The 19,869-nt window shown below is 59.4% G+C and carries 25 protein-coding genes and 1 tRNA gene; 11 read left to right on the top strand and 15 right to left on the bottom strand.

The features are described from left to right. The first annotated feature begins 280 nt into the window (after positions 1-280). The gene (locus ACXYMN_RS05615) at positions 281-1,720 is read left to right on the top strand and encodes a P-loop ATPase, Sll1717 family (RefSeq protein ID WP_459012515.1); all 1,440 of its coding nucleotides are present in this window, start codon (positions 281-283) and stop codon (positions 1,718-1,720) included. Positions 1,721-2,123: 403 nt separating this feature from the next. Here ACXYMN_RS05615 and ACXYMN_RS05620 read toward each other — a convergent pair whose 3' ends face one another. From ACXYMN_RS05620 to ACXYMN_RS05650, 7 genes are all read right to left on the bottom strand, one after another. Further along, complete coding sequence (locus ACXYMN_RS05620; protein WP_459012516.1) at positions 2,124-2,294, bottom strand: hypothetical protein; 171 nt, start codon at positions 2,292-2,294, stop codon at positions 2,124-2,126. An 8-nt stretch (positions 2,295-2,302) separates the two neighbouring features. Then, a complete protein-coding gene (locus ACXYMN_RS05625; protein WP_459012517.1) occupies positions 2,303-2,722 on the bottom strand; it encodes a helix-turn-helix domain-containing protein in 420 nt (139 codons plus the stop codon). Between the two features lie 285 nt (positions 2,723-3,007). Next, positions 3,008-3,982 (bottom strand): tyrosine-type recombinase/integrase, encoded by a 975-nt coding sequence (locus tag ACXYMN_RS05630; protein WP_459012887.1) that lies wholly within the window; start codon positions 3,980-3,982, stop codon positions 3,008-3,010. Further along, the gene (locus ACXYMN_RS05635) at positions 3,865-4,152 is read right to left on the bottom strand and encodes a helix-turn-helix domain-containing protein (RefSeq protein ID WP_459012518.1); all 288 of its coding nucleotides are present in this window, start codon (positions 4,150-4,152) and stop codon (positions 3,865-3,867) included. The genes ACXYMN_RS05630 and ACXYMN_RS05635 overlap by 118 nt, the downstream gene beginning before the upstream one ends. Before the next feature lie 130 nt (positions 4,153-4,282). Then, complete coding sequence (locus ACXYMN_RS05640; RefSeq protein ID WP_459012519.1) at positions 4,283-5,053, bottom strand: recombinase family protein; 771 nt, start codon at positions 5,051-5,053, stop codon at positions 4,283-4,285. Positions 5,054-5,262: 209 nt separating this feature from the next. Then, positions 5,263-6,969 carry a DUF927 domain-containing protein gene (locus ACXYMN_RS05645; protein ID WP_459012520.1) on the bottom strand — a complete coding sequence of 569 codons (1,707 nt, stop codon included), beginning with the start codon at positions 6,967-6,969 and terminating at the stop codon, positions 5,263-5,265. A 133-nt stretch (positions 6,970-7,102) separates the two neighbouring features. After that, positions 7,103-7,627 (bottom strand): hypothetical protein, encoded by a 525-nt coding sequence (locus ACXYMN_RS05650; RefSeq protein WP_459012521.1) that lies wholly within the window; start codon positions 7,625-7,627, stop codon positions 7,103-7,105. 249 nt (positions 7,628-7,876) lie between these two features. Between ACXYMN_RS05650 and ACXYMN_RS05655 the strand changes: the two genes are divergently transcribed. Together ACXYMN_RS05655 and ACXYMN_RS05660 are read left to right on the top strand one after the other, a co-directional pair. Continuing rightward, a complete protein-coding gene (locus ACXYMN_RS05655; RefSeq protein WP_459012522.1) occupies positions 7,877-8,341 on the top strand; it encodes an excisionase family DNA-binding protein in 465 nt (154 codons plus the stop codon). Then, positions 8,338-8,916 carry a PIN domain-containing protein gene (locus ACXYMN_RS05660; RefSeq protein WP_459012523.1) on the top strand — a complete coding sequence of 193 codons (579 nt, stop codon included), beginning with the start codon at positions 8,338-8,340 and terminating at the stop codon, positions 8,914-8,916. Before ACXYMN_RS05655 ends, ACXYMN_RS05660 begins: the two co-directional genes overlap by 4 nt. 309 nt (positions 8,917-9,225) lie before the next feature. On the opposite strand, the gene ACXYMN_RS05665 is transcribed toward ACXYMN_RS05660, so the two are convergent. After that, positions 9,226-9,525, bottom strand: coding sequence for an SH3 domain-containing protein (locus ACXYMN_RS05665; protein ID WP_459012524.1), 300 nt, complete (start codon positions 9,523-9,525; stop codon positions 9,226-9,228). Between the two features lie 345 nt (positions 9,526-9,870). On the opposite strand from ACXYMN_RS05665, the gene ACXYMN_RS05670 reads away from it, so the two are divergent. Together ACXYMN_RS05670 and ACXYMN_RS05675 are read left to right on the top strand one after the other, a co-directional pair. Then, positions 9,871-10,272: a phasin family protein gene (locus tag ACXYMN_RS05670; RefSeq protein ID WP_459012525.1), complete on the top strand. Its 402-nt coding sequence runs from the start codon at positions 9,871-9,873 to the stop codon at positions 10,270-10,272. A gap of 259 nt (positions 10,273-10,531) precedes the next feature. Further along, complete coding sequence (locus ACXYMN_RS05675; protein ID WP_459012526.1) at positions 10,532-11,071, top strand: hypothetical protein; 540 nt, start codon at positions 10,532-10,534, stop codon at positions 11,069-11,071. A 126-nt stretch (positions 11,072-11,197) separates the two neighbouring features. On the opposite strand, the gene ACXYMN_RS05680 is transcribed toward ACXYMN_RS05675, so the two are convergent. Then, positions 11,198-11,283: transfer RNA gene (locus ACXYMN_RS05680), tRNA-Leu, on the bottom strand. Positions 11,284-11,432: 149 nt separating this feature from the next. Between ACXYMN_RS05680 and ACXYMN_RS05685 the strand changes: the two genes are divergently transcribed. After that, complete coding sequence (locus ACXYMN_RS05685; protein WP_459012527.1) at positions 11,433-12,422, top strand: complex I NDUFA9 subunit family protein; 990 nt, start codon at positions 11,433-11,435, stop codon at positions 12,420-12,422. Between the two features lie 76 nt (positions 12,423-12,498). On the opposite strand, the gene ACXYMN_RS05690 is transcribed toward ACXYMN_RS05685, so the two are convergent. Further along, the gene (locus ACXYMN_RS05690; protein WP_459012528.1) at positions 12,499-12,759 is read right to left on the bottom strand and encodes a DUF6455 family protein; all 261 of its coding nucleotides are present in this window, start codon (positions 12,757-12,759) and stop codon (positions 12,499-12,501) included. 72 nt (positions 12,760-12,831) lie between these two features. Then, positions 12,832-13,554, bottom strand: coding sequence for a M48 family metallopeptidase (locus ACXYMN_RS05695; protein WP_459012529.1), 723 nt, complete (start codon positions 13,552-13,554; stop codon positions 12,832-12,834). Positions 13,555-13,662: 108 nt separating this feature from the next. On the opposite strand from ACXYMN_RS05695, the gene ACXYMN_RS05700 reads away from it, so the two are divergent. Further along, complete coding sequence (locus tag ACXYMN_RS05700) at positions 13,663-14,049, top strand: thiol-disulfide oxidoreductase DCC family protein (protein ID WP_459012531.1); 387 nt, start codon at positions 13,663-13,665, stop codon at positions 14,047-14,049. Positions 14,050-14,106: 57 nt separating this feature from the next. Beyond that, complete coding sequence (locus ACXYMN_RS05705) at positions 14,107-14,352, top strand: hypothetical protein (protein ID WP_459012532.1); 246 nt, start codon at positions 14,107-14,109, stop codon at positions 14,350-14,352. A 41-nt stretch (positions 14,353-14,393) separates the two neighbouring features. Here the strand turns inward: ACXYMN_RS05705 and ACXYMN_RS05710 are convergent, their stop codons facing one another. After that, positions 14,394-14,651 (bottom strand): DUF167 domain-containing protein, encoded by a 258-nt coding sequence (locus ACXYMN_RS05710; protein WP_459012533.1) that lies wholly within the window; start codon positions 14,649-14,651, stop codon positions 14,394-14,396. Positions 14,652-14,725: 74 nt separating this feature from the next. Here ACXYMN_RS05710 and ACXYMN_RS05715 point away from each other — a divergent pair, with 74 nt between their 5' ends. Both ACXYMN_RS05715 and ACXYMN_RS05720 read left to right on the top strand, forming a co-directional pair. Beyond that, positions 14,726-15,304, top strand: a complete 579-nt coding sequence (locus ACXYMN_RS05715; RefSeq protein WP_459012534.1) for a nitroreductase family protein — start codon at positions 14,726-14,728, stop codon at positions 15,302-15,304. Further along, positions 15,301-15,999 (top strand): EI24 domain-containing protein, encoded by a 699-nt coding sequence (locus tag ACXYMN_RS05720; RefSeq protein WP_459012535.1) that lies wholly within the window; start codon positions 15,301-15,303, stop codon positions 15,997-15,999. The genes ACXYMN_RS05715 and ACXYMN_RS05720 overlap by 4 nt, the downstream gene beginning before the upstream one ends. A 3-nt stretch (positions 16,000-16,002) precedes the next feature. On the opposite strand, the gene ACXYMN_RS05725 is transcribed toward ACXYMN_RS05720, so the two are convergent. Both ACXYMN_RS05725 and mce read right to left on the bottom strand, forming a co-directional pair. Further along, positions 16,003-16,290 (bottom strand): DUF1467 family protein, encoded by a 288-nt coding sequence (locus ACXYMN_RS05725; RefSeq protein WP_459012536.1) that lies wholly within the window; start codon positions 16,288-16,290, stop codon positions 16,003-16,005. Between the two features lie 26 nt (positions 16,291-16,316). Further along, positions 16,317-16,721 carry a methylmalonyl-CoA epimerase gene (gene mce / locus ACXYMN_RS05730; protein ID WP_459012537.1) on the bottom strand — a complete coding sequence of 135 codons (405 nt, stop codon included), beginning with the start codon at positions 16,719-16,721 and terminating at the stop codon, positions 16,317-16,319. A 133-nt stretch (positions 16,722-16,854) separates the two neighbouring features. Here mce and ACXYMN_RS05735 point away from each other — a divergent pair, with 133 nt between their 5' ends. Beyond that, positions 16,855-17,571, top strand: coding sequence for a response regulator (locus ACXYMN_RS05735; RefSeq protein WP_459012538.1), 717 nt, complete (start codon positions 16,855-16,857; stop codon positions 17,569-17,571). A gap of 295 nt (positions 17,572-17,866) precedes the next feature. On the opposite strand, the gene aspS is transcribed toward ACXYMN_RS05735, so the two are convergent. Then, positions 17,867-19,768: an aspartate--tRNA ligase gene (gene aspS, locus ACXYMN_RS05740; RefSeq protein WP_459012539.1), complete on the bottom strand. Its 1,902-nt coding sequence runs from the start codon at positions 19,766-19,768 to the stop codon at positions 17,867-17,869. Positions 19,769-19,869 lie beyond the last annotated feature (101 nt).

Here is a 19,869-nt window from a genome sequence, read left to right on the forward strand (position 1 = left end):
GCTCCGCCACGGGCACCTTGAGCGGGTCGTCGACATTTAATGCGGGATACTGGATCCGCAGTGCCTTCTGAGTTGTATATGTTGCAAATATGCGACTCATTGGAGCAACCGTTTTCGACAGTAAGGTGTCTGCACAACCAAAGGTAGGAGGTCAATTAGATCGAGAACAAGATAAGGATAAATTTTCGCCAGATTTGACCTTTGACGGATGCCCAGGGTTGCACGCCAAATCCGTTTCGACTTTAATTCTTATGGCAAGAATGTCTCAGGGAATTTATACATGACGGACCTGCTAAACCAAATTTCGCGATGGAAGCTTGAAGCCGCGGATGAGGATTCGCACAGATATTTTTATCATGCACAAGAGGTTGATGACCTAGAGAATGGTATGAATTCGATGGTAATCGGCCGGAAGGGTGCAGGGAAAACCGCAATTTGCCGATACTTTGAGACTGATATTAAGTTTGATCAATTTAGCACCAAACTTTCCTTTAAGGAGTTTCCTTTCAATATTTTATACGCATTAGAAGACAAAGCTTTCACGACTCCCAGCCAGTATATATCGCTTTGGAAGTATTTGGTATATAACTCTGTGTTGATGTTAATGATGAAGAACCAGAATGTAGGAGCTGAATTTCATTCTCGCATGTCTGAACTCTACTCAGATGATGAATTCAAAAGCTTTAATTCTCGATTGCAATCTTGGACAGAGAAATCATTTGGGGCTGGAATTCTTTCCTTGAGTGGTAAGTATGATGTAAAGCACGAAATAGCAAGGATTGAGGATATTTGGCAGGATCTAATTCCGGCGATGGAAACGCTGATTATTCGCAATATCGATGATTCAAAGTATTTCATTGTATTTGATGAGCTTGATGAAGATTTTCGTAACTATTGGGAGAACGAGAATCGAGTGCGATATCTTTCACTTATTACGAGCTTGCTGAAGGCAACGTCCAATGTTCGAAGGATATTTTCGGATAATGGATGCAAGGTTTTCCCCATCGTATTTCTGCGAGATGACATCTATGAACTTTTGGTCGACCCCGACAAAGCAAAATGGGAGGATAATCTTATACACTTGTCTTGGAAGAAATCTGAGCTTAAGAACTTGCTTGCATTCAGATTGGCACGTTCTCGGGACCCGCAAGCTGAAACGTTTAATTTTGATAAAGAATGGGGGAACCTCTTTCAGAAGAAAGACCGTCTCAGAAAGGGTGAGAAAGATTTTTCAGAGTTCGACAGCATTCTCAGCTTAACACATTCTCGACCGCGTGACTTTGTTAGAATTCTTAAAGATGCTGCTAAGTTGAGTATAAGGCAAGGGCACAAGAAAATTACATCTGACACCATAAGGGGTATCGATGGTGATTACTCAACAAAATTTAGAGAAGAGCTAGTGAATGAAATTAATGGCGTAATTCCGGATATCTCTAATCTATTGGCTCATTTTGGTGGAACTCACAAGCAAAGACATCCATACACGCAGTTTATAGAACATATTGAGGATTATCAGGAAACCGAAGAGTGTGACGAGATGACGAAGAAACTCCCTGCTACAGCTATCTCCAAGATCCTCTTTCACTTTAGTATAATTGGAAATGCTAACAGGAGAAACAATCAGCCGATTTTTAAGTATCAGAGAACCCATTTAACCATCAACCCCTCGGAGCCGATTGTGTTTCACAGAGGGCTATTAAAAACGATGGGTTTACACTGAATATTGAGCTATTAATGTTTTGGCCTCAGGTCTTTCGGTTTTGCCCTTCAGATGGCTTTCTATGGCTCCTCGTTTGGGTTCGGGAAAATTGCGTTTCTGATCAAAGCCGTCAGCGAGCCATCCACCCTTGATAACGAAACGAATCCGCGCAGCGCTTTTTGAATGTCGGAATGGGCTGGTAGCGCCTTGGCAGCTCTGTCGCTCGAAGGTCCGGCATGGCCCGATTTCTTCGTTGAAGAAAATACCGGACGATGTCCTGCACCTCATGGACAACAGCCTCTCAGCGCAGCTGCAGCGCGTCATCTAATAGCTGCTCTACCTGACCGAGAGGCTACCGCTCGGTCTCAATGTGCCCTCACAGAGCCGCGCAGTGACTCCGTCGGCCGGGTTGAGATGCCGCGCGCTACCCTTCCTTCTTAGCGTCGTTGAGCACCTGCCGGAGGGCCTGGACGGCCTTCAACGTTGGACGCGGCACTTGACCTACTGCGATGGACCTTAAGAACGTCACCCAGGCGAGTTCTGCATCGGTCAACTCGGGGTTTGTGTCGGGCAGGGCAAAGCCGTCAATAATCATCTTGTGCCTCATTTACCGAAGATTGCACGAAGCGCGGCAAGTGCGCGAGCCGTTGGCCGCGGGTCCGTGCCGCCTGAAGCCTCACGCAGGGCCTCAAGCCAAACGACTTCATTGCGCGTGACGACGGTTCCGAAAATCTGCTTGACGGTCTCGTATGTGCTTTCATTTGAGCGTTGGCAAAGCGCGAGCAGGAACAAGCGCGCCGGATCGGTCTCGAGCGCCTTGGCGAGGTCAAGCACGCGGTCTAAGGGAAGCTTGTTCTGACCGTTCTTTAACATCGACAGAAAATTTGGGTTGGTGAAACCGGCTTCGACCGCGATCTCGCGCTGAGTTTTTTTCGCCGAGAGTTCGAGAATGCGTTGGCGCAGAAACCTCGCGAGCGGTGTCTCACTGTGGGGGAATGGGGGTGTTGCCATCATCGTCTCCATGTCACGCAGCACTGCGCTGCTGATATTTGTATAGCGACGGCTCGATCGGCTCTGCTGTGGGAGTTAGCGAACCTGAGAGCGAAAATGTCTGCTATTCGGGCTCTAACTTGGCAACGTGCGAAACTCGTGAGTCAAGTTCTAAATATATGATTTAATGAGATAAAAAATAGCTATCTAGCTAAATATCTATCTAGCTAAATAGCTAGATAGCTATCCAAGTGTCCCAGGTTCAAAGCCGCTGTTTCGATCATTGGTTTGATCTGCCTTCTGGCGGTGTCCTTCTGATCAGTCCTCGCCGAACTCCAATGCCTTTGCTGCGCGCATCAGATGGCTCGGTGAGAACCGGGCATAGACCGCCGCAGTGATCCTGGTCTCCGAATGGCCGAGATACTGCGAAATCTCGTCCATGGGCACGCCTGCCTCTGCCATGTGGACGGCCGCCGTGTGGCGGAGGACATGCGGCGAGACATCCTTCAGGCCCGCGCTTTTGACCGTGCGCGCGAAGCCCTTCTTGATCGACCGGACGGGCTTCGCAGCCCATTCGATCACATGGTCTGACAGAGCCGCTGCGCGGGCCTCCTCCAGCGCTGCACGGATTGTCTCGTTCATCGGAACGATCGCACGGCCTTTCCGTGATCCAGCGCCAGTCCGCAGGTTGATCTGCCGACGCGTGAAGTCGACGCGATCCCAGGTCAGCTCAAGAACGGCCGTGACCCTTGCTGCCGTTGTAAGCATCAGGAGGATTGCAAGCCGGATGTGTGGCTCGGCCTCGGCAGCGAGGAGCTTCCGCACCTCTTGGCGCGTGAGGTAACGCTCCTTGGGGGCCGGAGCGCTCGGCAACTCTATGAAGGGTGCCGTTTCGATCATGCCTGCCTTGACCGCCCAGTTAAGGGCGGTCCGCATGTGGTTGAGCTGGGTCCGGATCGTTCCTTGTGCGCGCCCGGCCGACCGCCGCTCAGTCACATAGGCACGGCAATCGGCAACCGTGATTTGATCGGGCCGCAATGCGCCGAAGTATGGGAGGATCGATCTGCCGGTATAGTCCATACTCTCCGCGATCGAGCGACCTGTGCGGTCAATCCGAAACGCATTCCATATCTCGGAAACAGTGGGACCGTGGCCCCGGCGGGACCGGGCGTTGATCACATCCCGCGCGGCTGCCTCGGCTTCCTTTCGGGTGCATGCCTCAAGACGATAGCGCCGCCGGACGCCATCTTCTTCGTGGAAGACAACGGCGAACCCGCCGCGGAAACGCTGGATGGCATAGTCTGGCATGTTTCGAACTCCTCTACGGAAGCTGCGGGGATACGGAATTGGCGGCCGATCCTGAAACCTTTCAGACGGCCGGACTTGAGGAATGTGCGGACAGTCTCCGCGCTGCAGTTCCAGCGCTCTGCGAGCTGTGCCGGGGAATATGGGCGGACAGTCATATTTCAGGGTCTCCTGATCCTGAAGGGTGAAGGGGGGGGGGCTGTGCGCCGGCACAGGGCCGACGCATTTCAGTTCATGTATAGACAGGCTCTGGTTGGGACTGCGTTGAGTGCTGACGCCGTGCCTACGTCAGGCAGCTGCCGGAGACGGAGTTCCGTCTTCGCTAGACTCAGACGCGAGGCGCTCCATGGCGGCCTTCAGCGGCTTCCGCAGAGAGCCGATCGTCCAGGCGATAGGCAGCGTCCTTGTGGACTTGATGTTGAGGATTCCACGCGCATTGAGAAACGCCACCTTTTCTTTGAGCGTCATGTCCGTCAGCCTAGGAAAGTCGCGCAATGCCAAATAGAGGATGCGAACCTTGTCGTCCGCACGCTGTTTGTTGACGAACGCGCCGCGGCCCCGATGCGGCATCAAGTTCTCGATGTTGCCGGAGGATATCCCAGTCTGGCGTTTCAGCTTGTGAGCCGCCTTCGACTTCCTCGAGATTGCATCGCTGTAGCGCTGTGCCTTTTCGAGAAGAGGAACAAGACGGTCATCCGTGCTGACCCAGCCTTCTGAGATGCTCAGAACCTCGAGGTCATTGATCTGGACGAGCTCTGCAACATCAAGGCTACGCCCGAGGCGATCCACCGAAGCCACGATTAGCGTCGCTCCAGTCGAAACGCAGCGCTTCACGGCATCATGCAATCCACGCCGGACGTATGCAGAGTTACGACCTGTGAAGATGTCTTTGTAGATAGCTGGTGAGGCCGCGCCGACTGACTTGCAGTGGGACCGGATACAGGCCTTCTGGGCATCGAAGCTGATGTGGTCGCCGTCTTGGTTGGCACTCGATACACGCATATATCCGATGAAACGGGGCGCTTTGCGCACGACTTTAGGGAACTGATAAACAGTCATTGTGATCTCCATACGTGAGAGGGATTGAGGGTGTGATGTTGTTCAAGACTCGTGCACAGCTTTGAGCCTTGAGCAGGCGGTGTTGAGGAATGGCGCAGCCGTTCTCCCAAGGGAGGTTTCTGGTCATGCGTTCAGATTCGTGGGGCCAGTGGGGCCGGGCGTGGACTATGGTCCCACTGGCCCCACGGTTTCGTGGCTAGGCCAGGAAATCAGTTCGGGTCGTCGAGAACCTGCGTAAATTCAGCGAGCTTCGCCCGTGAAAGCTTGTAGTGACGCTCACGACCCGGAACGCGCCGTGACATCTTGCTGGCAAGGTGCTTCCCATCTTTCACGAAAATTCCTCTGTCAGCGAGCATGCGAGCGACGTCCATCAACTCGTCGCTTCCCACCAGCTGCGACATCGCTGGCTTTGAGAGGTAGACGAAGCGATGATCTTGATACCCGACAGGATTCGGAACAGTCGCGCCTTGCAGGCTTTGCAGTTCAGAAGAGTGACGATTTATGAAGCCATTAATCGATTTACACATCCTGCGCGTGGGAGCGTCTCTGCTTGCCAGCCATTCATGGAAAACAACCTTGACCGCATTTGTCGCATTGCCAGAGGGCCAACCTGTGATGGCCCGCTTTGAGGCGACCTCCCCAGCGAGGGCGACTAGTGCCATATGCTTGGCAACCCGTTGTGGAATCGGGTCGGACGTTGATCCTGCCTCAGCGACCAAACGGTTTTGAAGGTCGATCACGAATTTCGAGAGCTTGTCGACTGTGCTGGGTTCCAACGTTGTCAAATACCAGACCAGTGCGTGTCCGGCAGTGCCATAGAACTTTCCGCTATTGGCTTTCACGCTGTTTGCGAAGTTCGCCCCACTTAGTGCAGTATGAAGATCATCGAATGATCCATGCTGGCGTCCATCAGCCTCGATGTCTAGAAACCGAACTTCTTGTCCCGCCATCATTTTCTGACCGGCTTCAGCCATTTTTTCCGCCAGTGAGATCTCGCCGGTCGAGAGAGCGCATAGCTTCCAATTCGTCACCTTCTCTCCAGAGCCATTCGATCTTGCACGCAGCTTACCCACGCCATTTCCTATGAGATATGCGACCTCACACGCATCTTGCGGCGAGATCTGACCCAGTTCATCCAACGCCAGCACCATGTCGTTTGCTGACGCAGCCGCCGGTTCCAATGCGTTCGATGTGGCGCGCCATGACCGAATATTCATGGGTGATGACCACACAGAATTTGCAGCCCACAAGGCTGTCGTTTTGCCGGATGACGAAGCGCCGCGAAGATGCACAACGAAGCTGTCAGATCCCAAAAATCGCATGAAGGGGCCCGCCAGCGCGACGGATACCGCCATAGTGAGAATGGGATTTCCGATGCACTTTGATCCCACATGGTCGCGCCATTCCTTGAGCGTGCCAGAACTGGTTGCTCCGGAATAGACAGCTCCCGACGTGCCGTTGAAGAACGCGGATTTGGCTCCGATGATCTCAGTTGGACTCAGCGCAAAAGTGTCAAAGTTCTCGTCCAACCAGCCAAGCTGCTGGATGAAGCGGATGTTGGTTGGGGCATCCCAAGATTTGATCAGGTGCAACAGTTTCTGGCTGGCTTTGGGGACGTTGCCATTCAATCGCAGGCCGCGATCTCCAAGCAGCTTAGCAGCTTGGGAGACGCTGACCGACATCGGTAGGTAGACTTGATGGCTTGTGTTCTGCGGGTCGCGAAGCTCAACCAAAATCCCCCAACCTTTGCCGGTTGCATCGGAGCCGAAGCCAATCACGCGGATCGGCGAGCAGAACCACTGCCCAGGCTCTTCTCCCTCGGGGTCTGTGCTATCTATAAAGATGCCATGGTCTGATGCGTGATATCCGGCTGGAATGCCTTCGAAGTAGTTGAGGTCGTAGGAGAGGTCTTTCATGACCGTAAATCCTGAGGGGGAGCACGGTGCTCCGTTGTGAAGGTGAAAAAGCGTGTTGCAGGCAAGAGTCTCTCGATCACCGCAGAAGGTTGACCGCGGTGTCTGGTCGTTTCGTATTTTGCGTAAGGCGCGGTTAGAGGCCCTTCACTTTCCAAATTGGCAGAGTGCGTCGGACGTTCTTGGCTAGTTCATCTTGGATCTTGATGATCTGAGCGACCTTTTCGAAGGCGCTCTTCCGATCGTCCGGGTCGGTCAGATCCGAGTTTTCGAGCTCTCTTTTCCGTGCGTCGAGTTCGTCCACCTTGTATCGATTGATAATCTCCGCAAGCTGCTGCGCAGCATTGAGAAGACAGTCGACCATTACCTCTGCGCGTCCAATCGATCCCTTCGAACCTGGAAATGTGTCGGCGGGATCGTCATCTGGAGAAAGCGCATCGCTGTTTACATACGCTTCCGGCCCACGGTCGTCCTCGAACCCCGGAGGTTCGAACCCTGCCAGTTCCAGAACGAGGGTCACATCGCTCCAGTTTGGATCACTTTCCAGCCGTTCATAGAAGGGGGTCGCAAGGTAAGGATAAGTGGAGTCGTCCAAAAGGCGAAGTTCTTCGCGCTCGCGCTTAAGCTGCTTCTGTTTTCGTTCTTTAGCTGAGAGTGCCATTTTGATTTCTCACATGAGAGTGCGCTGACTTCCGTGACTGTGAATGTAGGTTTCACATTCACGGAAGTCAATTGTAAACTTGTGAGTGCCAGGCCGTTTCTACGTTGTTGAGTGCCTGAGAACCTTTCTGTCTTGGGGCCTGAACTGCAAAGCGCGGCGGGATTACGCTTATTTCATTTATTTTACTTATTTCACTTGATCAGGTGTTTCTGCTGTCGCATATCAAGGAATAGAAAAGGGGAGACGAACATGGCGGGAACGCAGGAACCTACAGTTGAGAAGGGCTTGGAAAAGCGCCTGCCAACTCCTGAGGAGATCAATTCAGCGGCACATGCGGCGACGGCAATTGCGGTCGCCATGGATGCCGACGGTAACCTAAAGGTCTCCGGCCAGGACGGAGATCAAGTGCACATTGCGCCTGCGGTAGGTCATTTAATCATCGATCTTCTTGGCCACGTAGCCTCTGGTAACATGGTTACGCTTGTGCCGGTTGGGACCATGTTGACTACGCAAGAAGCTGCCGACTTGTTGAACGTGTCTAGGCCGCACCTCACGAAGCTATTGAAGTCGGGAGCCATCGAATTTGAAGAGGTTGGCAAGCACAGGCGCGTCCCGCTCGAAGCGTTAATGAGTTATCGCGATAGGAAGCGTCAGGAGCGTGAGGCTGCTCTCGACGAACTGGCCCGCCTTGGGCAGGAGTTCGATGCCGCTTGAGTATAGTAGCCAACCCATTTGTTGTGATCTTGGATGCAAACGTTCTGTTCCCATTTCGCATCCGGGACGTCCTCCTGACCTTCGCGCACGAAGGCCTGTTTCGCGCGCGCTTTACAGAAGAAATTATGGCCGAGTGGACCGAAAACCTGCTCGAGTTGAAGCCGCATCTAGAAGTAAGCATCCTTTCTCAAGTGGAAATGATCCGGGAGAAGTTTGACGAGTGCTTTGTCACTGGTCACATGCCGCTGGTTGATGCCTTGGACATGCCGGACAAGGACGATCGTCACGTGCTGGCTGCCGCGATCCGATGCTCGGCGCAGGTCATAGTCACAGAAAACAAAAGAGATTTTCCCCAAGCGCTTTTGGAAGAGTATGATATCGAAGTGCTCGGTGCCGACGAAATGCTCGTGAACACCTATGAGCTGTTCCCGGTGGAAGCGGCTCGTGCGCTGGGAAAAGTGCGAAAACGCTACACAAATCCGCAGATGAACGTGAGCGAGTTTTTGCTGGATCTCACCAGAGCCGGGCTCCCTAAGCTTGCAGCTATCGCCAGGCGAGACGTCGAAACTTTGTAAGAAAAAAGAGACAGTGCTCTTAGGTTCGTTGAGCCTTGATCAGATTGAGTTTCAAGAATTCGCTTGGCTAGATCGCTGAGGAAGTAGTGCTCTCCTGCGCCAAAATCAGTAGTTTGGCGCCCGCATACGATCTTCGGGAGGCAGGGGCCGGAGGTTCGAATCCTCTCACTCCGACCAATGATCAGGGCCCCATGCGGGGCCCTTTGTCGTTCTATGAACCGGCGCGAAGGGCGTCCGCCAATTCCGGTGCCGCGCAAGAATGACCGCGCGCAGCGGCGGCGTCGGTCGCATCGCGAGATCGCGGCGCGGTCACAGCTTGCGCAGGTAGGCCCAGGACACATGCCCCTTCAACCCGCGCGCCCGGTCAAGCGAGACACTGCACCAGCGCGTGCCGCCGGTCTGCTGGCAACTCTGGACCCGCAGGACCGTGCCGTTCGGAAGGCCGACGATCACATCGTATCCGGTGCCGGGACCGGCCCGCATTTTCAGCATGTCGTCGCCTTTGACGCCGTAAACCTCGTACCGGCCCAATGACGCGGCGCTCGCATGGTCAGCGCCCGCGCCACTCAGTATTACCGCCGCAAGCGTGCCCAGGATGGCTTTGCGCATCGCATTCTCCCCTTACGTTTCCTGCTTCTGCCTCGGGGCGGATCGTAGCCTCTCGGGCCGCGAAAAGGAACCGCCGCAAGACCGTGGAACATGCGGTCGGGCGTGGCGGTTGACGGGCCGGGCCTGTGCCTGTCGCTACGGGAACGACGCCGGTCAGTTGCGGCGAAACATGCGCCGCGACCGCCAGACCGTCGTTCCGGTGGGGGCAGGCAGGAATTTCTTCGGCGATGCGACGTTTCCGGTTGAATTGCTGCGCTGCAGCATTATGTAGGGTGCAGAGACACACGAGACATTCATCACTCCCGAAGGGAACCCGACATGACCAAGCAGACCGCAAAATCCGCCATGACCGACATGCAGAAAATGTTCGACACCCGTGCCTTTGAAGAAGCCTTCAAGACCGTGGCCGAATACAACGAACGTTTCGCCGGCATCGCCGTCGAAGCCGCATCGAAGTCGACAGACATCGCCCGCAACACCACGCAGGAAGCCATCGCGAACCTTCGTGAAGTCACCACCGTCCGCAAGGATCCGGCCGACTACACCAAGGCCGTCACCGACTTCATGCAGAAGCAGATGGACCTGATGACCCGCGCCGCTCAATCGTTCGGCGACGTGACACAGACCGCGGGCACCGAGACCACCGAACTGGCGTCCAAGGCCGGTGAAGAGATGTCCGAGAAGGTTTCGGCCAATGCCAACGAAGCCGTCGAAAAGGCGACTGCCGCGGCCAACAAAGCCGCCTGAGCTTTCTGCATCTTTTGATTTCGATCCTGAACGGCGGGCCTCTGGTCCGCCGTTTTCGGTTTGGGCCATCTTGACAGGCGACTTTCGGGATGCGTCGCAGGGAAAGGGCAAATGCCTGATTTCACGGTCCGTGTCCCGCCCGCCGAACCCTTGACAGGCAAACCGCCGGTGTGATCGCATCGGGTCAGCAGAGCGAACCAAGGCCGTCGCGACCGTCACTCTGACGGGAACAGGCCGCCGCATCAAAGGAACCCCGTATATGCGCACCATTGTCCTTTCAGTCCTGTTTACCCTGTTCTCGGTTGCCGCCATGGCTGCGACAGACGACCGGTCCGCTTCGCCCTGCGCATGGGCCTGCGTGGCGCAGGGCCAGCAAGGTGCCGCCGCGCCGGACGTGATCAAGGTGCAGGCGACGCGGTCCTGGCGGAATGCGGATTTCGGTGCCGACGGACATGCGGCGTTCGGGATGTCGCCCAACGGTGCGCTGAGGCTGGCGTTCGTCTGCTTCAGGAGTCGCGGCAGCGTCCTGTTCTTTTCCGGTTCGAGCCTCGATCAGCGCAGCGCCACGGACGACCAGATCCTGCTGTCGATCGACGGAACCGTCACCCGGCTGAAGGTCGTCAAGCGCGACAGGGGCTTCGCCGCGCCATTGCGCAAGGACAGCAAGGTGCTCGATGCGCTTCGGGCGGGAGACTACGCCACCGTCATGGACAGCCGCGACATCACCTATGGCCGTGTTTCACTGGTCGGATCGTCCGCCGCGATCAGGACCGCCATGTCGCGCTGCGGCCTCGTCTGAAACCGTCGCCGCGCGCGATACCCAAGCTGGCGGCAGGTGCGCCCTGACGGCGCTTTCACCAGCGCCGACGCCCCGACGCCACCGTCCCCCGGTGGGGTGATATCTTGTCGTTCATCGGGGGAAAAGTGGTGCCCAGGAGAGGACTCGAACCTCCACACCGTTGCCAGTACTAGCACCTGAAGCTAGCGCGTCTACCATTCCGCCACCTGGGCAGGTTGCGTGAGCGGCGATGTAGACGCCCCGGCATGGCGTGTCAACGCCCCGCGACGATGATTTCCGCGACGGTGTCGGATGTCTTGCCCGGAGCGACCGGGACCGCTAGGAAGTTGACTGAACACAGTACCCCGCAGGGAGGGACCCGATGCCCACATCCAAGCTCGTGACCATCTTCGGCGGCTCAGGTTTCCTCGGTCGATACATCGCCCGGCGCATGGCCAAGGACGGATGGCGCGTGCGGGTGGCCTGCCGCCATCCCAACGATGCGATCTTCGTGCGCACCTACGGTGTGGTCGGACAGGTCGAGCCGGTCTTTTGCAACATCCGCGACGACGATTCGGTGCGTGGTGTGCTGCAGGGGGCGGATGCGGCGGTCAACTGCGTCGGTGTGCTGGCCGAATCGGGACGCAATACCTTCGAGGCCGTGCAGACCGAGGGTGCGGCGCGGATCGCCCGGCTTGCCACCGAAGGCGCGGTCGGTCGGCTGGTGCAGATCTCGGCGATCGGGGCGGATGCAGATTCCGAAAGCGAATACGCCCAGAGCAAGGCCGAGGGCGAGGCCGCGGTGCAGGAGGCTTATCCCCAGGCGGTGATCCTGCGGCCCTCGATCATCTTTGGCCACGAAGACGAGTTCTTCAACCGCTTCGCCAAGATGACGCGCTTCGGCCCGGTGCTGCCGGTGGTGGGGGCGAATACACGGTTCCAGCCGGTCTATGTGGACGATGTGGCCGAGGCTGCCTGCATGGGGGTGCGCGGTCAGGCCGCGCCCGGCATCTACGAACTTGGCGGCCCCGACATCGAAACGTTCCGCGACCTGATGAACCGGATGCTTGGCGTCATCAAGCGGCGTCGTCTGGTTGCCAACATTCCCTTTCCCATCGCCAAGATCATGGGGTCGACCTTTGATCTGGTGAACCGCATGTCGTTCGGTCTGATCCCGGCGCAGATCACACGCGATCAGGTTGAAAACCTGCGCAATGACAACGTGGTCGGAGAGGGCGTGAAGACCTTTGCCGATCTCGGGATCGAGCCGACGCCGATGCAGACGGTGCTGCCGGACTACCTCTGGCCCTACCGGCCCTCGGGGCAGTATTTCGCGATCAAGGAATCGGCCCAGTCGCTGAAACCGCGCTAGGCGGCGCGACCCGGTCTGCGCGGGGCCAGACCGCGCGGTCGCAGCGGCAGGTCGCGCGGACAGTCCGGTGCCGCGGCTATTTTGCGGCCTTCAGCGCTGCGAAGCGGGACCGATTGCGGCAGTATTCGGGGGCGTCCGCGACCGGTGTGTCCTGCTGCGTCAGCCATGTCGCGCAGGCTTCGGTGCTGTCGCAATGGGTGCAGGCCAGCACGGCGTCTTCCATTTCGCCCGGCGCAAACGCGCCTTTCTGGCGTTCGACCTCGAGATCGAGATCCAGTGCCTCGGACATCCGCGTGACGATGCGATGGTGCTTTTCCAGTTTGGCCTTGCCGAGCATGCACGTCTCCTTGGGTTGAAGGATTGTGCCCCCGAAGGTCTCAGGGATCGGCGCGCGCCGCCTTGATCTCGGTCAAACTCCAAGCCGCTCGACGGTGCGCCGGACCGTATCGACCCGGGCCACATTGGGGGGATGGGTGCCCAGAAAGCGGTTGCCGGGATCCGGAATGCGCAGGAAAAACTCTGCGCCGACAAGCGGGTTGTAGCCGGATCGCGCGGTGATGATGGTGCCAAGCTGGTCCGCTTCCAGCTCGAAATCCTTCGAATAGCGCCGCGCGCCCACCTGCGCGCCGATCTGCTCGGCCTCGCGCACATACTCCTCGCTGGCCCCGGACATTGCCGCCAGACCCGAAAAGATCACCGCACCGACGGCGGCGTTCTGCTGCGTCCGCTCGAGATGGCCAAGAATGTGATGCGACGCCTCGTGGCCCATCACGAAGGCCAGCTCGTCCGCATTGCGGACCGATGCGATCAGCGCGAGGTTGAAGGCAAGCACCGGACGCCCGGCGCGGTCGAGGGTCTGGAACGCGTTCGGTTCCTGGCCGGGGCGATCGTCGATTACGATGATGAAATTGCAATTCGCCCCCGGGGCCACGCGGCGGCATTCGCGTTCCGCCACCGGTTCGACCGTGTCGACGACCTCGACGAAGGTCGCGGCGGCACGGGATGCACGGGTCGAGACGTCGGGCGTCGCGGCGAATTCAGCCGAGTCCGGGGACGGGCGGGCAGGACCGGGATCCGGCAGCGGCGCACATGCGGCCATCCACAGGAACAGAAGTGGAAGAAAGCGCAGCATAAAATCTCTCACAACGATTGCCCTGTCAGGCATAACCTTGCCGATTTCCCGGGGAAAGGCACAAACCCGCGACTTGGCGGGGCATCGCCGACCGCTACCTGATCAGGCATGAGCGAAAAACTGACCGTCATATACAACGATACCTGTCCGATCTGCGCCCGCGAAGTGCGCAGCTACAAGGCGATCACCCGCCGACACGACCTGCCGATCCGCTATCAGGGCCTGAGCGAAGGCGACATGGCGGCCTGGGGTCTGACCCGGCGGGACGCCGCGCGCAGGTTCCACGTGGTCCGGCAGGGCGTCATTCACGACGGCGTCGATGCCTTTGCGCTGATATGGGATGAAATGCCGCAGTTCCGCTGGCTGGCACGGCTGGTGCGGCTGCCCGGCATCCATCGCGTCGCGGTGCTGCTTTACGATCACATCGCGGCACCTGCACTGTTCGCGATGCATCGTCGCCGGGTCAGGCAGGGGCGGGCGGTGCGCCGTGGCTAGACCTCTGTTTGCGAAAAGTGGTTTTCAGGCGACGACCGCCGCTCTAGGCTGGTCCGTATGTTCAGCATAGAGCACGAATTCGACGCCACCATTGTCACCCTCGTCGATGAGGGCGACAGCCCCTTGCAGGAGGACGTGGTGGTCCATTCCTTCGAGGAATGCGTCACCATCGAGCAATTCGATCCGCGCACCGAGGGGATGATGAAGATTACCCTGTCGATCACCCAGATGCGCGATCTGGCCGCCGCCATCGAACTGCCCGAGGGCGTCTACCGCCGGGACCGCGACGCGGGTGTCGAATAGCCCGCATCGGCCTTACCGCCCTGCGCAGTCCTCTTGCCCCGTCACGCCACGCGAAAGACCTTGTCGCGGGACATGGTGCCAAGGACCAGCGTCAAACGGGATTTCGCCACCCCGAGCGCCTTTGCCAGAAGTCGCGTCGCCGCCGCGTTGGCCTTGCCATCCTCGGCGGGCGCAGTGACATAGACGCGAATATCCGCGTCTTCGGTCACCACGATCCGGGACATCGCGGCTTTCGGGGTGACGCGCACGGCGATGCGACTGCCCGGCACAGCCAGCGCGGAAAGATCGGGAACCTTCATGGCGGGATGATACCCGGTTGAAACCCCGCGCGCGACAACAGAGATAGGACGGAACGCTTACACAAGAGGTGCCCATGCCCGAGGCAAACCCTGCAGCGCTGGACTTTCTGCTCACGCGCCGGTCGCGGCCGGCAAAGACGCTGTGTGCCCCGGCGCCGGATCGCGCCACGCTGACGACCCTTCTGACCGCCGCGTCCCGCACGCCGGACCATGGCAAGCTGGAGCCTTGGCGGTTTGTCGTTCTGCAGGGCGATGCGCTTGTCCGTTTGGCAGAGGTCGCGGGCGTGCGCGGTGCGACGCTGGGCCTCGATCCCGAACAGATCGAAAAGGGGCGCCGGCAGTTCGCCGACAGCCCGCTTTGCGTTGCCGTGATCGAATCGCCCAAGGCATCGCCGAAAATCCCCGCGATCGAGCAGACCTACGCGGTGGGCGGCGTCTGCCTCGCGCTGCTGAACGCGGCGCTTGCGGCAGGCTGGGGGGCCAACTGGCTGACCGGCTGGGTCGCCCATGACGACGGGTTCCTCGCGGATGCGCTGGGCGTCGCGGCACCCGAACGGCTCGCGGGCTTCATCCATATGGGCACCGAGACCTCGGCCCCGCCGGAACGGCCGCGTCCGGACCTGGGCCGCATCGTCACCTGGCAGACCCGATGATCTTCACGTCCCTGTCCCGGGCACTGGCCCAGATCGGCGATCCGCGTTTTCGCAAGGTGCTGTTTCTGGGCCTGGGGCTGGCGATCGGCCTGCTGGCGCTGTTCTACGCCATCTTCGTGACCTTCGTCGGTTGGATAACGCCCGACGTGGTGACGATCCCGTGGGTCGGAGAGGTGCGCTGGATCGACGATCTGCTGAGTTGGGGGTCGGTTGTCCTGATGATGGGGCTGTCGGTGTTCCTGATGGTGCCGGTGGCCTCGGCGATGACCGGGTTCTTTCTGGAGGACGTGGCAAGCGCGGTCGAGGATCGGTACTACCCGGACCTGCCGCCGCCGGGGCGCATCCCCTTCAACGAAACCCTGCGCGACACGGCTGCATTCCTTGGCCTGCTGATCGTCGCCAATATCTGCGCGCTGGTACTTTACCTGCTGTTCGCGCCGCTCGCGCCGTTCATCTTCTGGGGGCTGAACGGGTTTCTGCTGGGGCGGGAGTATTTCACCATCGCGGCGATGCGCAGGGTCGGTCGCCGGGGCGCGCAGGAGTTGCGGCGGCGGCACCTTCCGACGCTCTGGATCGCGGGCACATTGATGGCCGTGCCGCTGACGATCCCGCTGGTCAACCTGCTGGTGCCGATCATCGGGGCTGCCACCTTCACGCATCTCTATCATGCGTTGCAGACGACCCGAGCAGGGTGACGATCAGTTCGTCTGCACCGCCTCTGGGCCCATCCGGTTAAACATGTCGAGGTCGCGGACCGTGATCCAGCCCGAGGTAATGATCACGTAGAGCACCACCCAGAGCGCCGCCGCGATGGCGGTGGTGATCCACGCCTTCTTCCTGAGGTGATGGTGCTCGGGGCTCGAGGCATGCGTGCCGTGCACCACCTCGCCGACATCGCCCTGCGTCTGAAGGCGGATGGGAATCGCGATGAGGAAGGTCATGAACCAGAGGACCGCGTAAAGCACGAAGGCCGAGGTGATGGTCATATTGCTCTCCGTCGCCCGGGGCGGGCTCAGACTTGTTCCAGTTCGATCAGGCAGCCATTGAAGTCCTTGGGGTGCAGAAACAGCACCGGCTTGCCATGCGCGCCGATCTTGGGTTCGCCCGATCCGAGGACCCGCGCGCCCGTCCCCTTCAGATGGTCACGCGCGGCCAGAATGTCATCAACCTCGTAGCAGATGTGATGTATGCCGCCCGCCGGGTTTTTCGCCAGAAAGCCGTTGATCGGACTGTCGTCGCCAAGGGGATAAAGCAGTTCGATCTTGGTATTGGGCAGTTCGATGAAGATAACGGTGACGCCGTGATCGGGTTCGTCCTGCGGTGCGCCGACCTTGGCACCCAGCGCGTTGCGATACTGATCCGCAGCGGCCTCGAGGTCGGGCACGGCGATGGCCACATGGTTGAGACGTCCGATCATGGCAAAAAACTCCCGTGTGATGCTTGCGCCTGCATATGCCGCCGCTCTGTGCCGCCTTGCAAGGTCGCAGAAGCATTAACCGCGCATTAGGTGTTCTGGCGCACGGTGATCCCAGAAAAAAATGGAGGACGTTGTGAACGATTCGCGAATATTTGATGGCCGCTTGCAGCCAACCGCCGCACGGCCGCTTCTGGGCCTCACGATCCTGATGGTCGAAGACAGCCGCTATGCCTGCGACGCGGCACGGCTGTTGTGCCTGCACAGCGGGGCGCGCCTCCGGCGGGCGGATTGTCTGGCCTCGGCGCATCGCCACCTCGAGGTGTACCGCCCCTCCGTCATCATCGTCGACATGGGCCTGCCGGATGGATCGGGTGCGGACCTGCTTTCCGAACTGTGCCATGCGGCCCCCCGCATCTCGGCGATCCTCGCGACCAGCGGCGATCCGTTTTCAGAGCATTGCGCGATAGCCGCGGGCGCGGACGGGTTCCTGCCGAAGCCGCTGGCCAGCATCGCGGTGTTCCAGAACACCATCCTGTCGCACCTGCCGCGCGAACGGGTGCCGATGGGGCCAAGGGTGATGTCCGACGAAATGGTGGTCGCCGATCCGGTCGCCTACCGGGACGACATGACCCACGCGGCGGATGTGCTTGCCAATGAAGAGGATCTTCAGGGCCTCGACTATGCGGCCCGCTTCCTGTCCGGGGTGGCGCTCAGCGCGGGCGACCGGGTGCTTGCCGACGCGGCCAACGACCTGTTCGAGGCACGCATGTCCGCCATGCCGATCAAGCCCTGCCTGTCACGGCTGGCGGGTCTGGTGGAGGATCGCATAGAGAACCGTATCGCGGTCTGAGGTGTTCTGATCACCCTGTGCCGGACGGGCACCAGAGCCTGTCCGGCACAGGGTGATCGCCCCTCGCGCGCATTGCCTTCGGTGCAATGGGGCAAACCGCCCGGACACGCGCCCGGCCTTGTGCATCGCCATGATGGTCGACATCGCCCGTCAGGCGGCAGCACCGATCCGGCCAGAACCCAACCGGCCGGGACCGATCCGGCCGGGACCGATCAGGCCGGGACCGATCAGGCAGGGACCGATCAGGCCGGGGGCGATGTGCAGGCGTTTATCGTGCGCGATGGGCCGAGCGGCCTTATTCCTCGGGGATGACCCGCAGCCGCAGATCCATCAACTGGTCGCTGGTCGGCTCTGACGGCGCGTCCATCATCAGGTCTTCGGCGCGCTGGTTCATCGGGAACATGATGACTTCGCGGATATTCTGCTCGTCCGCCAGCAGCATCACGATCCGGTCGATGCCCGCGGCGCAGCCCCCGTGCGGCGGCGCGCCGAAGCGGAAGGCGTTGACCATGCCGCCAAAGCGTTTGCGCACCTCGTCCTCGCCGTAGCCCGCCAGTTCGAAGGCCTTGAACATGATCTCGGGCTTGTGGTTCCGGATCGCGCCGGACACCAGCTCATAGCCGTTGCAGGCCAGGTCGTACTGATAGCCCAGCACGTCCAGCGGATCGCCGTCCAGCGCCGCCATCCCACCCTGCGGCATCGAGAAGGGGTTGTGCGAAAAGTCGATCTTGCCGGTTTCCTCGTCGGCCTCGTACATCGGGAAATCGACGATCCAGGCAAAGGCGAAACGGTCGGTATCGGTCAGGCCCAACTCATCGCCAATGACGGTGCGCGCCTTGCCCGCCACGCGTTCAAACGCCGAAGGCTTGCCACCGAGGAAGAAGGCGGCATCGCCGACCTCCAGCCCCAGTTGCTGGCGGATCGCCTCGGTGCGCTCGGGGCCGATGTTTTTCTGAAGTGGTCCAGCGGCTTCGAAGAAAACATCTTTACCAGCGTCGTAATGTACGCCAAACCTCGCGGCTGTTTCGAGTTCAGCAGGGTCATTTTTTATCGCGGACCCAAAGCCGTAGCCGCCACCCTCGCCATCTCCTCCACCATCGGGGTCAACTTTGCGCCAGAAGATATAGCCCATGCCGGGCAGGCCCTGTTCCTGCGCGAACTTGTTCATCCGGTCGCAGAATTTTCGGCTTCCCCCCTTGGGTGCTGGGATCGCGCGGATCTCGGTGCCGTCCTGCTCCAGCAGCTTGGCGAAGATGGCAAAGCCCGAACCCGCGAAATGCTCGGACACGACCTGCATCTTGATCGGGTTGCGCAGATCGGGCTTGTCGGTGCCATACCAGAGCGCCGCGTCGGCATAGGAAATCTGCGCCCACTCATCGGGCGCGTCGACGCGGCGACCGCCGCCGAACTCCTCGAACACACCGGCGATGACGGGGGCCACGGTGTCAAAGACATCCTGCTGCTCGACAAAGCTCATTTCCATGTCGAGCTGATAGAAATCGGTGGGCGACCGGTCGGCGCGCGGGTCTTCGTCGCGAAAGCACGGCGCGATCTGGAAATACTTGTCGAAGCCCGACACCATGATGAGCTGCTTGAACTGCTGCGGGGCCTGCGGCAGCGCATAGAACTTGCCCGGATGCAGGCGCGACGGCACCAGGAAGTCGCGCGCGCCCTCGGGCGAGGATGCGGTGATGATCGGCGTCTGGTATTCGCGGAAATCCTGCGCCCACATGCGCTTGCGGACCGAGGCCACGACGTCCGACCGCAGCGTCATGTTCTTCTGCATGGCCTCGCGGCGCAGGTCGAGGTAGCGATAGCGCAGGCGGGTTTCCTCGGGGTATTCCTGATCGCCGAACACGATCAGCGGCAGCTCGTCCGCCGCGCCCAGCACCTCGACATCGCGGATATAGACCTCGATCTCGCCGGTGGGCAGCTTGGGGTTGATCAGGCTTTCGTCGCGCGCCTTGACGATGCCATCGATGCGCACGCACCATTCGGATCGCAGTTTCTCGACCTCGGCGAAGACCGGGCTGTCGGGATCGCAGAGCACCTGCGTCATGCCGTAATGATCGCGCAGATCGACGAACAGCACGCCGCCATGGTCGCGGATCCGGTGGACCCAGCCCGCAAGGCGCACCTCCTGGCCTACATGCTCTTTGCGAAGATCGGCGCAGGTCTGGCTGCGATAGGCGTGCATTGGGTCTGCCCCCGTGAAAATTGCCGGAAAGTTAGGCGCCGATACACCGTTCCCGGCCCGGGAAGTCAAGCGAAAGGCCTCGGGACCGACGTCTGGCGCGG

Source organism: Roseivivax sp. CAU 1753, from assembly GCF_054482575.1.

Bases quoted from the DNA above. Each gene is read 5' to 3' on its own strand.
- ACXYMN_RS05615 (WP_459012515.1), top strand. From the start codon at position 281: ATGACGGACCTGCTAAACCAAATTTCGCGATGGAAGCTTGAAGCCGCG.
- ACXYMN_RS05620 (WP_459012516.1), bottom strand. From the start codon at position 2,294: ATGATTATTGACGGCTTTGCCCTGCCCGACACAAACCCCGAGTTGACC.
- ACXYMN_RS05625 (WP_459012517.1), bottom strand. From the start codon at position 2,722: ATGGAGACGATGATGGCAACACCCCCATTCCCCCACAGTGAGACACCG.
- ACXYMN_RS05635 (WP_459012518.1), bottom strand. From the start codon at position 4,152: ATGACTGTCCGCCCATATTCCCCGGCACAGCTCGCAGAGCGCTGGAAC.
- ACXYMN_RS05640 (WP_459012519.1), bottom strand. From the start codon at position 5,053: ATGACTGTTTATCAGTTCCCTAAAGTCGTGCGCAAAGCGCCCCGTTTC.
- ACXYMN_RS05645 (WP_459012520.1), bottom strand. From the start codon at position 6,969: ATGAAAGACCTCTCCTACGACCTCAACTACTTCGAAGGCATTCCAGCC.
- ACXYMN_RS05650 (WP_459012521.1), bottom strand. From the start codon at position 7,627: ATGGCACTCTCAGCTAAAGAACGAAAACAGAAGCAGCTTAAGCGCGAG.
- ACXYMN_RS05655 (WP_459012522.1), top strand. From the start codon at position 7,877: ATGGCGGGAACGCAGGAACCTACAGTTGAGAAGGGCTTGGAAAAGCGC.
- ACXYMN_RS05665 (WP_459012524.1), bottom strand. From the start codon at position 9,525: ATGCGCAAAGCCATCCTGGGCACGCTTGCGGCGGTAATACTGAGTGGC.
- ACXYMN_RS05670 (WP_459012525.1), top strand. From the start codon at position 9,871: ATGACCGACATGCAGAAAATGTTCGACACCCGTGCCTTTGAAGAAGCC.
- ACXYMN_RS05675 (WP_459012526.1), top strand. From the start codon at position 10,532: ATGCGCACCATTGTCCTTTCAGTCCTGTTTACCCTGTTCTCGGTTGCC.
- ACXYMN_RS05685 (WP_459012527.1), top strand. From the start codon at position 11,433: ATGCCCACATCCAAGCTCGTGACCATCTTCGGCGGCTCAGGTTTCCTC.
- ACXYMN_RS05690 (WP_459012528.1), bottom strand. From the start codon at position 12,759: ATGCTCGGCAAGGCCAAACTGGAAAAGCACCATCGCATCGTCACGCGG.
- ACXYMN_RS05695 (WP_459012529.1), bottom strand. From the start codon at position 13,554: ATGCTGCGCTTTCTTCCACTTCTGTTCCTGTGGATGGCCGCATGTGCG.
- ACXYMN_RS05700 (WP_459012531.1), top strand. From the start codon at position 13,663: ATGAGCGAAAAACTGACCGTCATATACAACGATACCTGTCCGATCTGC.
- ACXYMN_RS05705 (WP_459012532.1), top strand. From the start codon at position 14,107: ATGTTCAGCATAGAGCACGAATTCGACGCCACCATTGTCACCCTCGTC.
- ACXYMN_RS05710 (WP_459012533.1), bottom strand. From the start codon at position 14,651: ATGAAGGTTCCCGATCTTTCCGCGCTGGCTGTGCCGGGCAGTCGCATC.
- ACXYMN_RS05715 (WP_459012534.1), top strand. From the start codon at position 14,726: ATGCCCGAGGCAAACCCTGCAGCGCTGGACTTTCTGCTCACGCGCCGG.
- ACXYMN_RS05720 (WP_459012535.1), top strand. From the start codon at position 15,301: ATGATCTTCACGTCCCTGTCCCGGGCACTGGCCCAGATCGGCGATCCG.
- ACXYMN_RS05725 (WP_459012536.1), bottom strand. From the start codon at position 16,290: ATGACCATCACCTCGGCCTTCGTGCTTTACGCGGTCCTCTGGTTCATG.
- mce (WP_459012537.1), bottom strand. From the start codon at position 16,721: ATGATCGGACGTCTCAACCATGTGGCCATCGCCGTGCCCGACCTCGAG.
- aspS (WP_459012539.1), bottom strand. From the start codon at position 19,768: ATGCACGCCTATCGCAGCCAGACCTGCGCCGATCTTCGCAAAGAGCAT.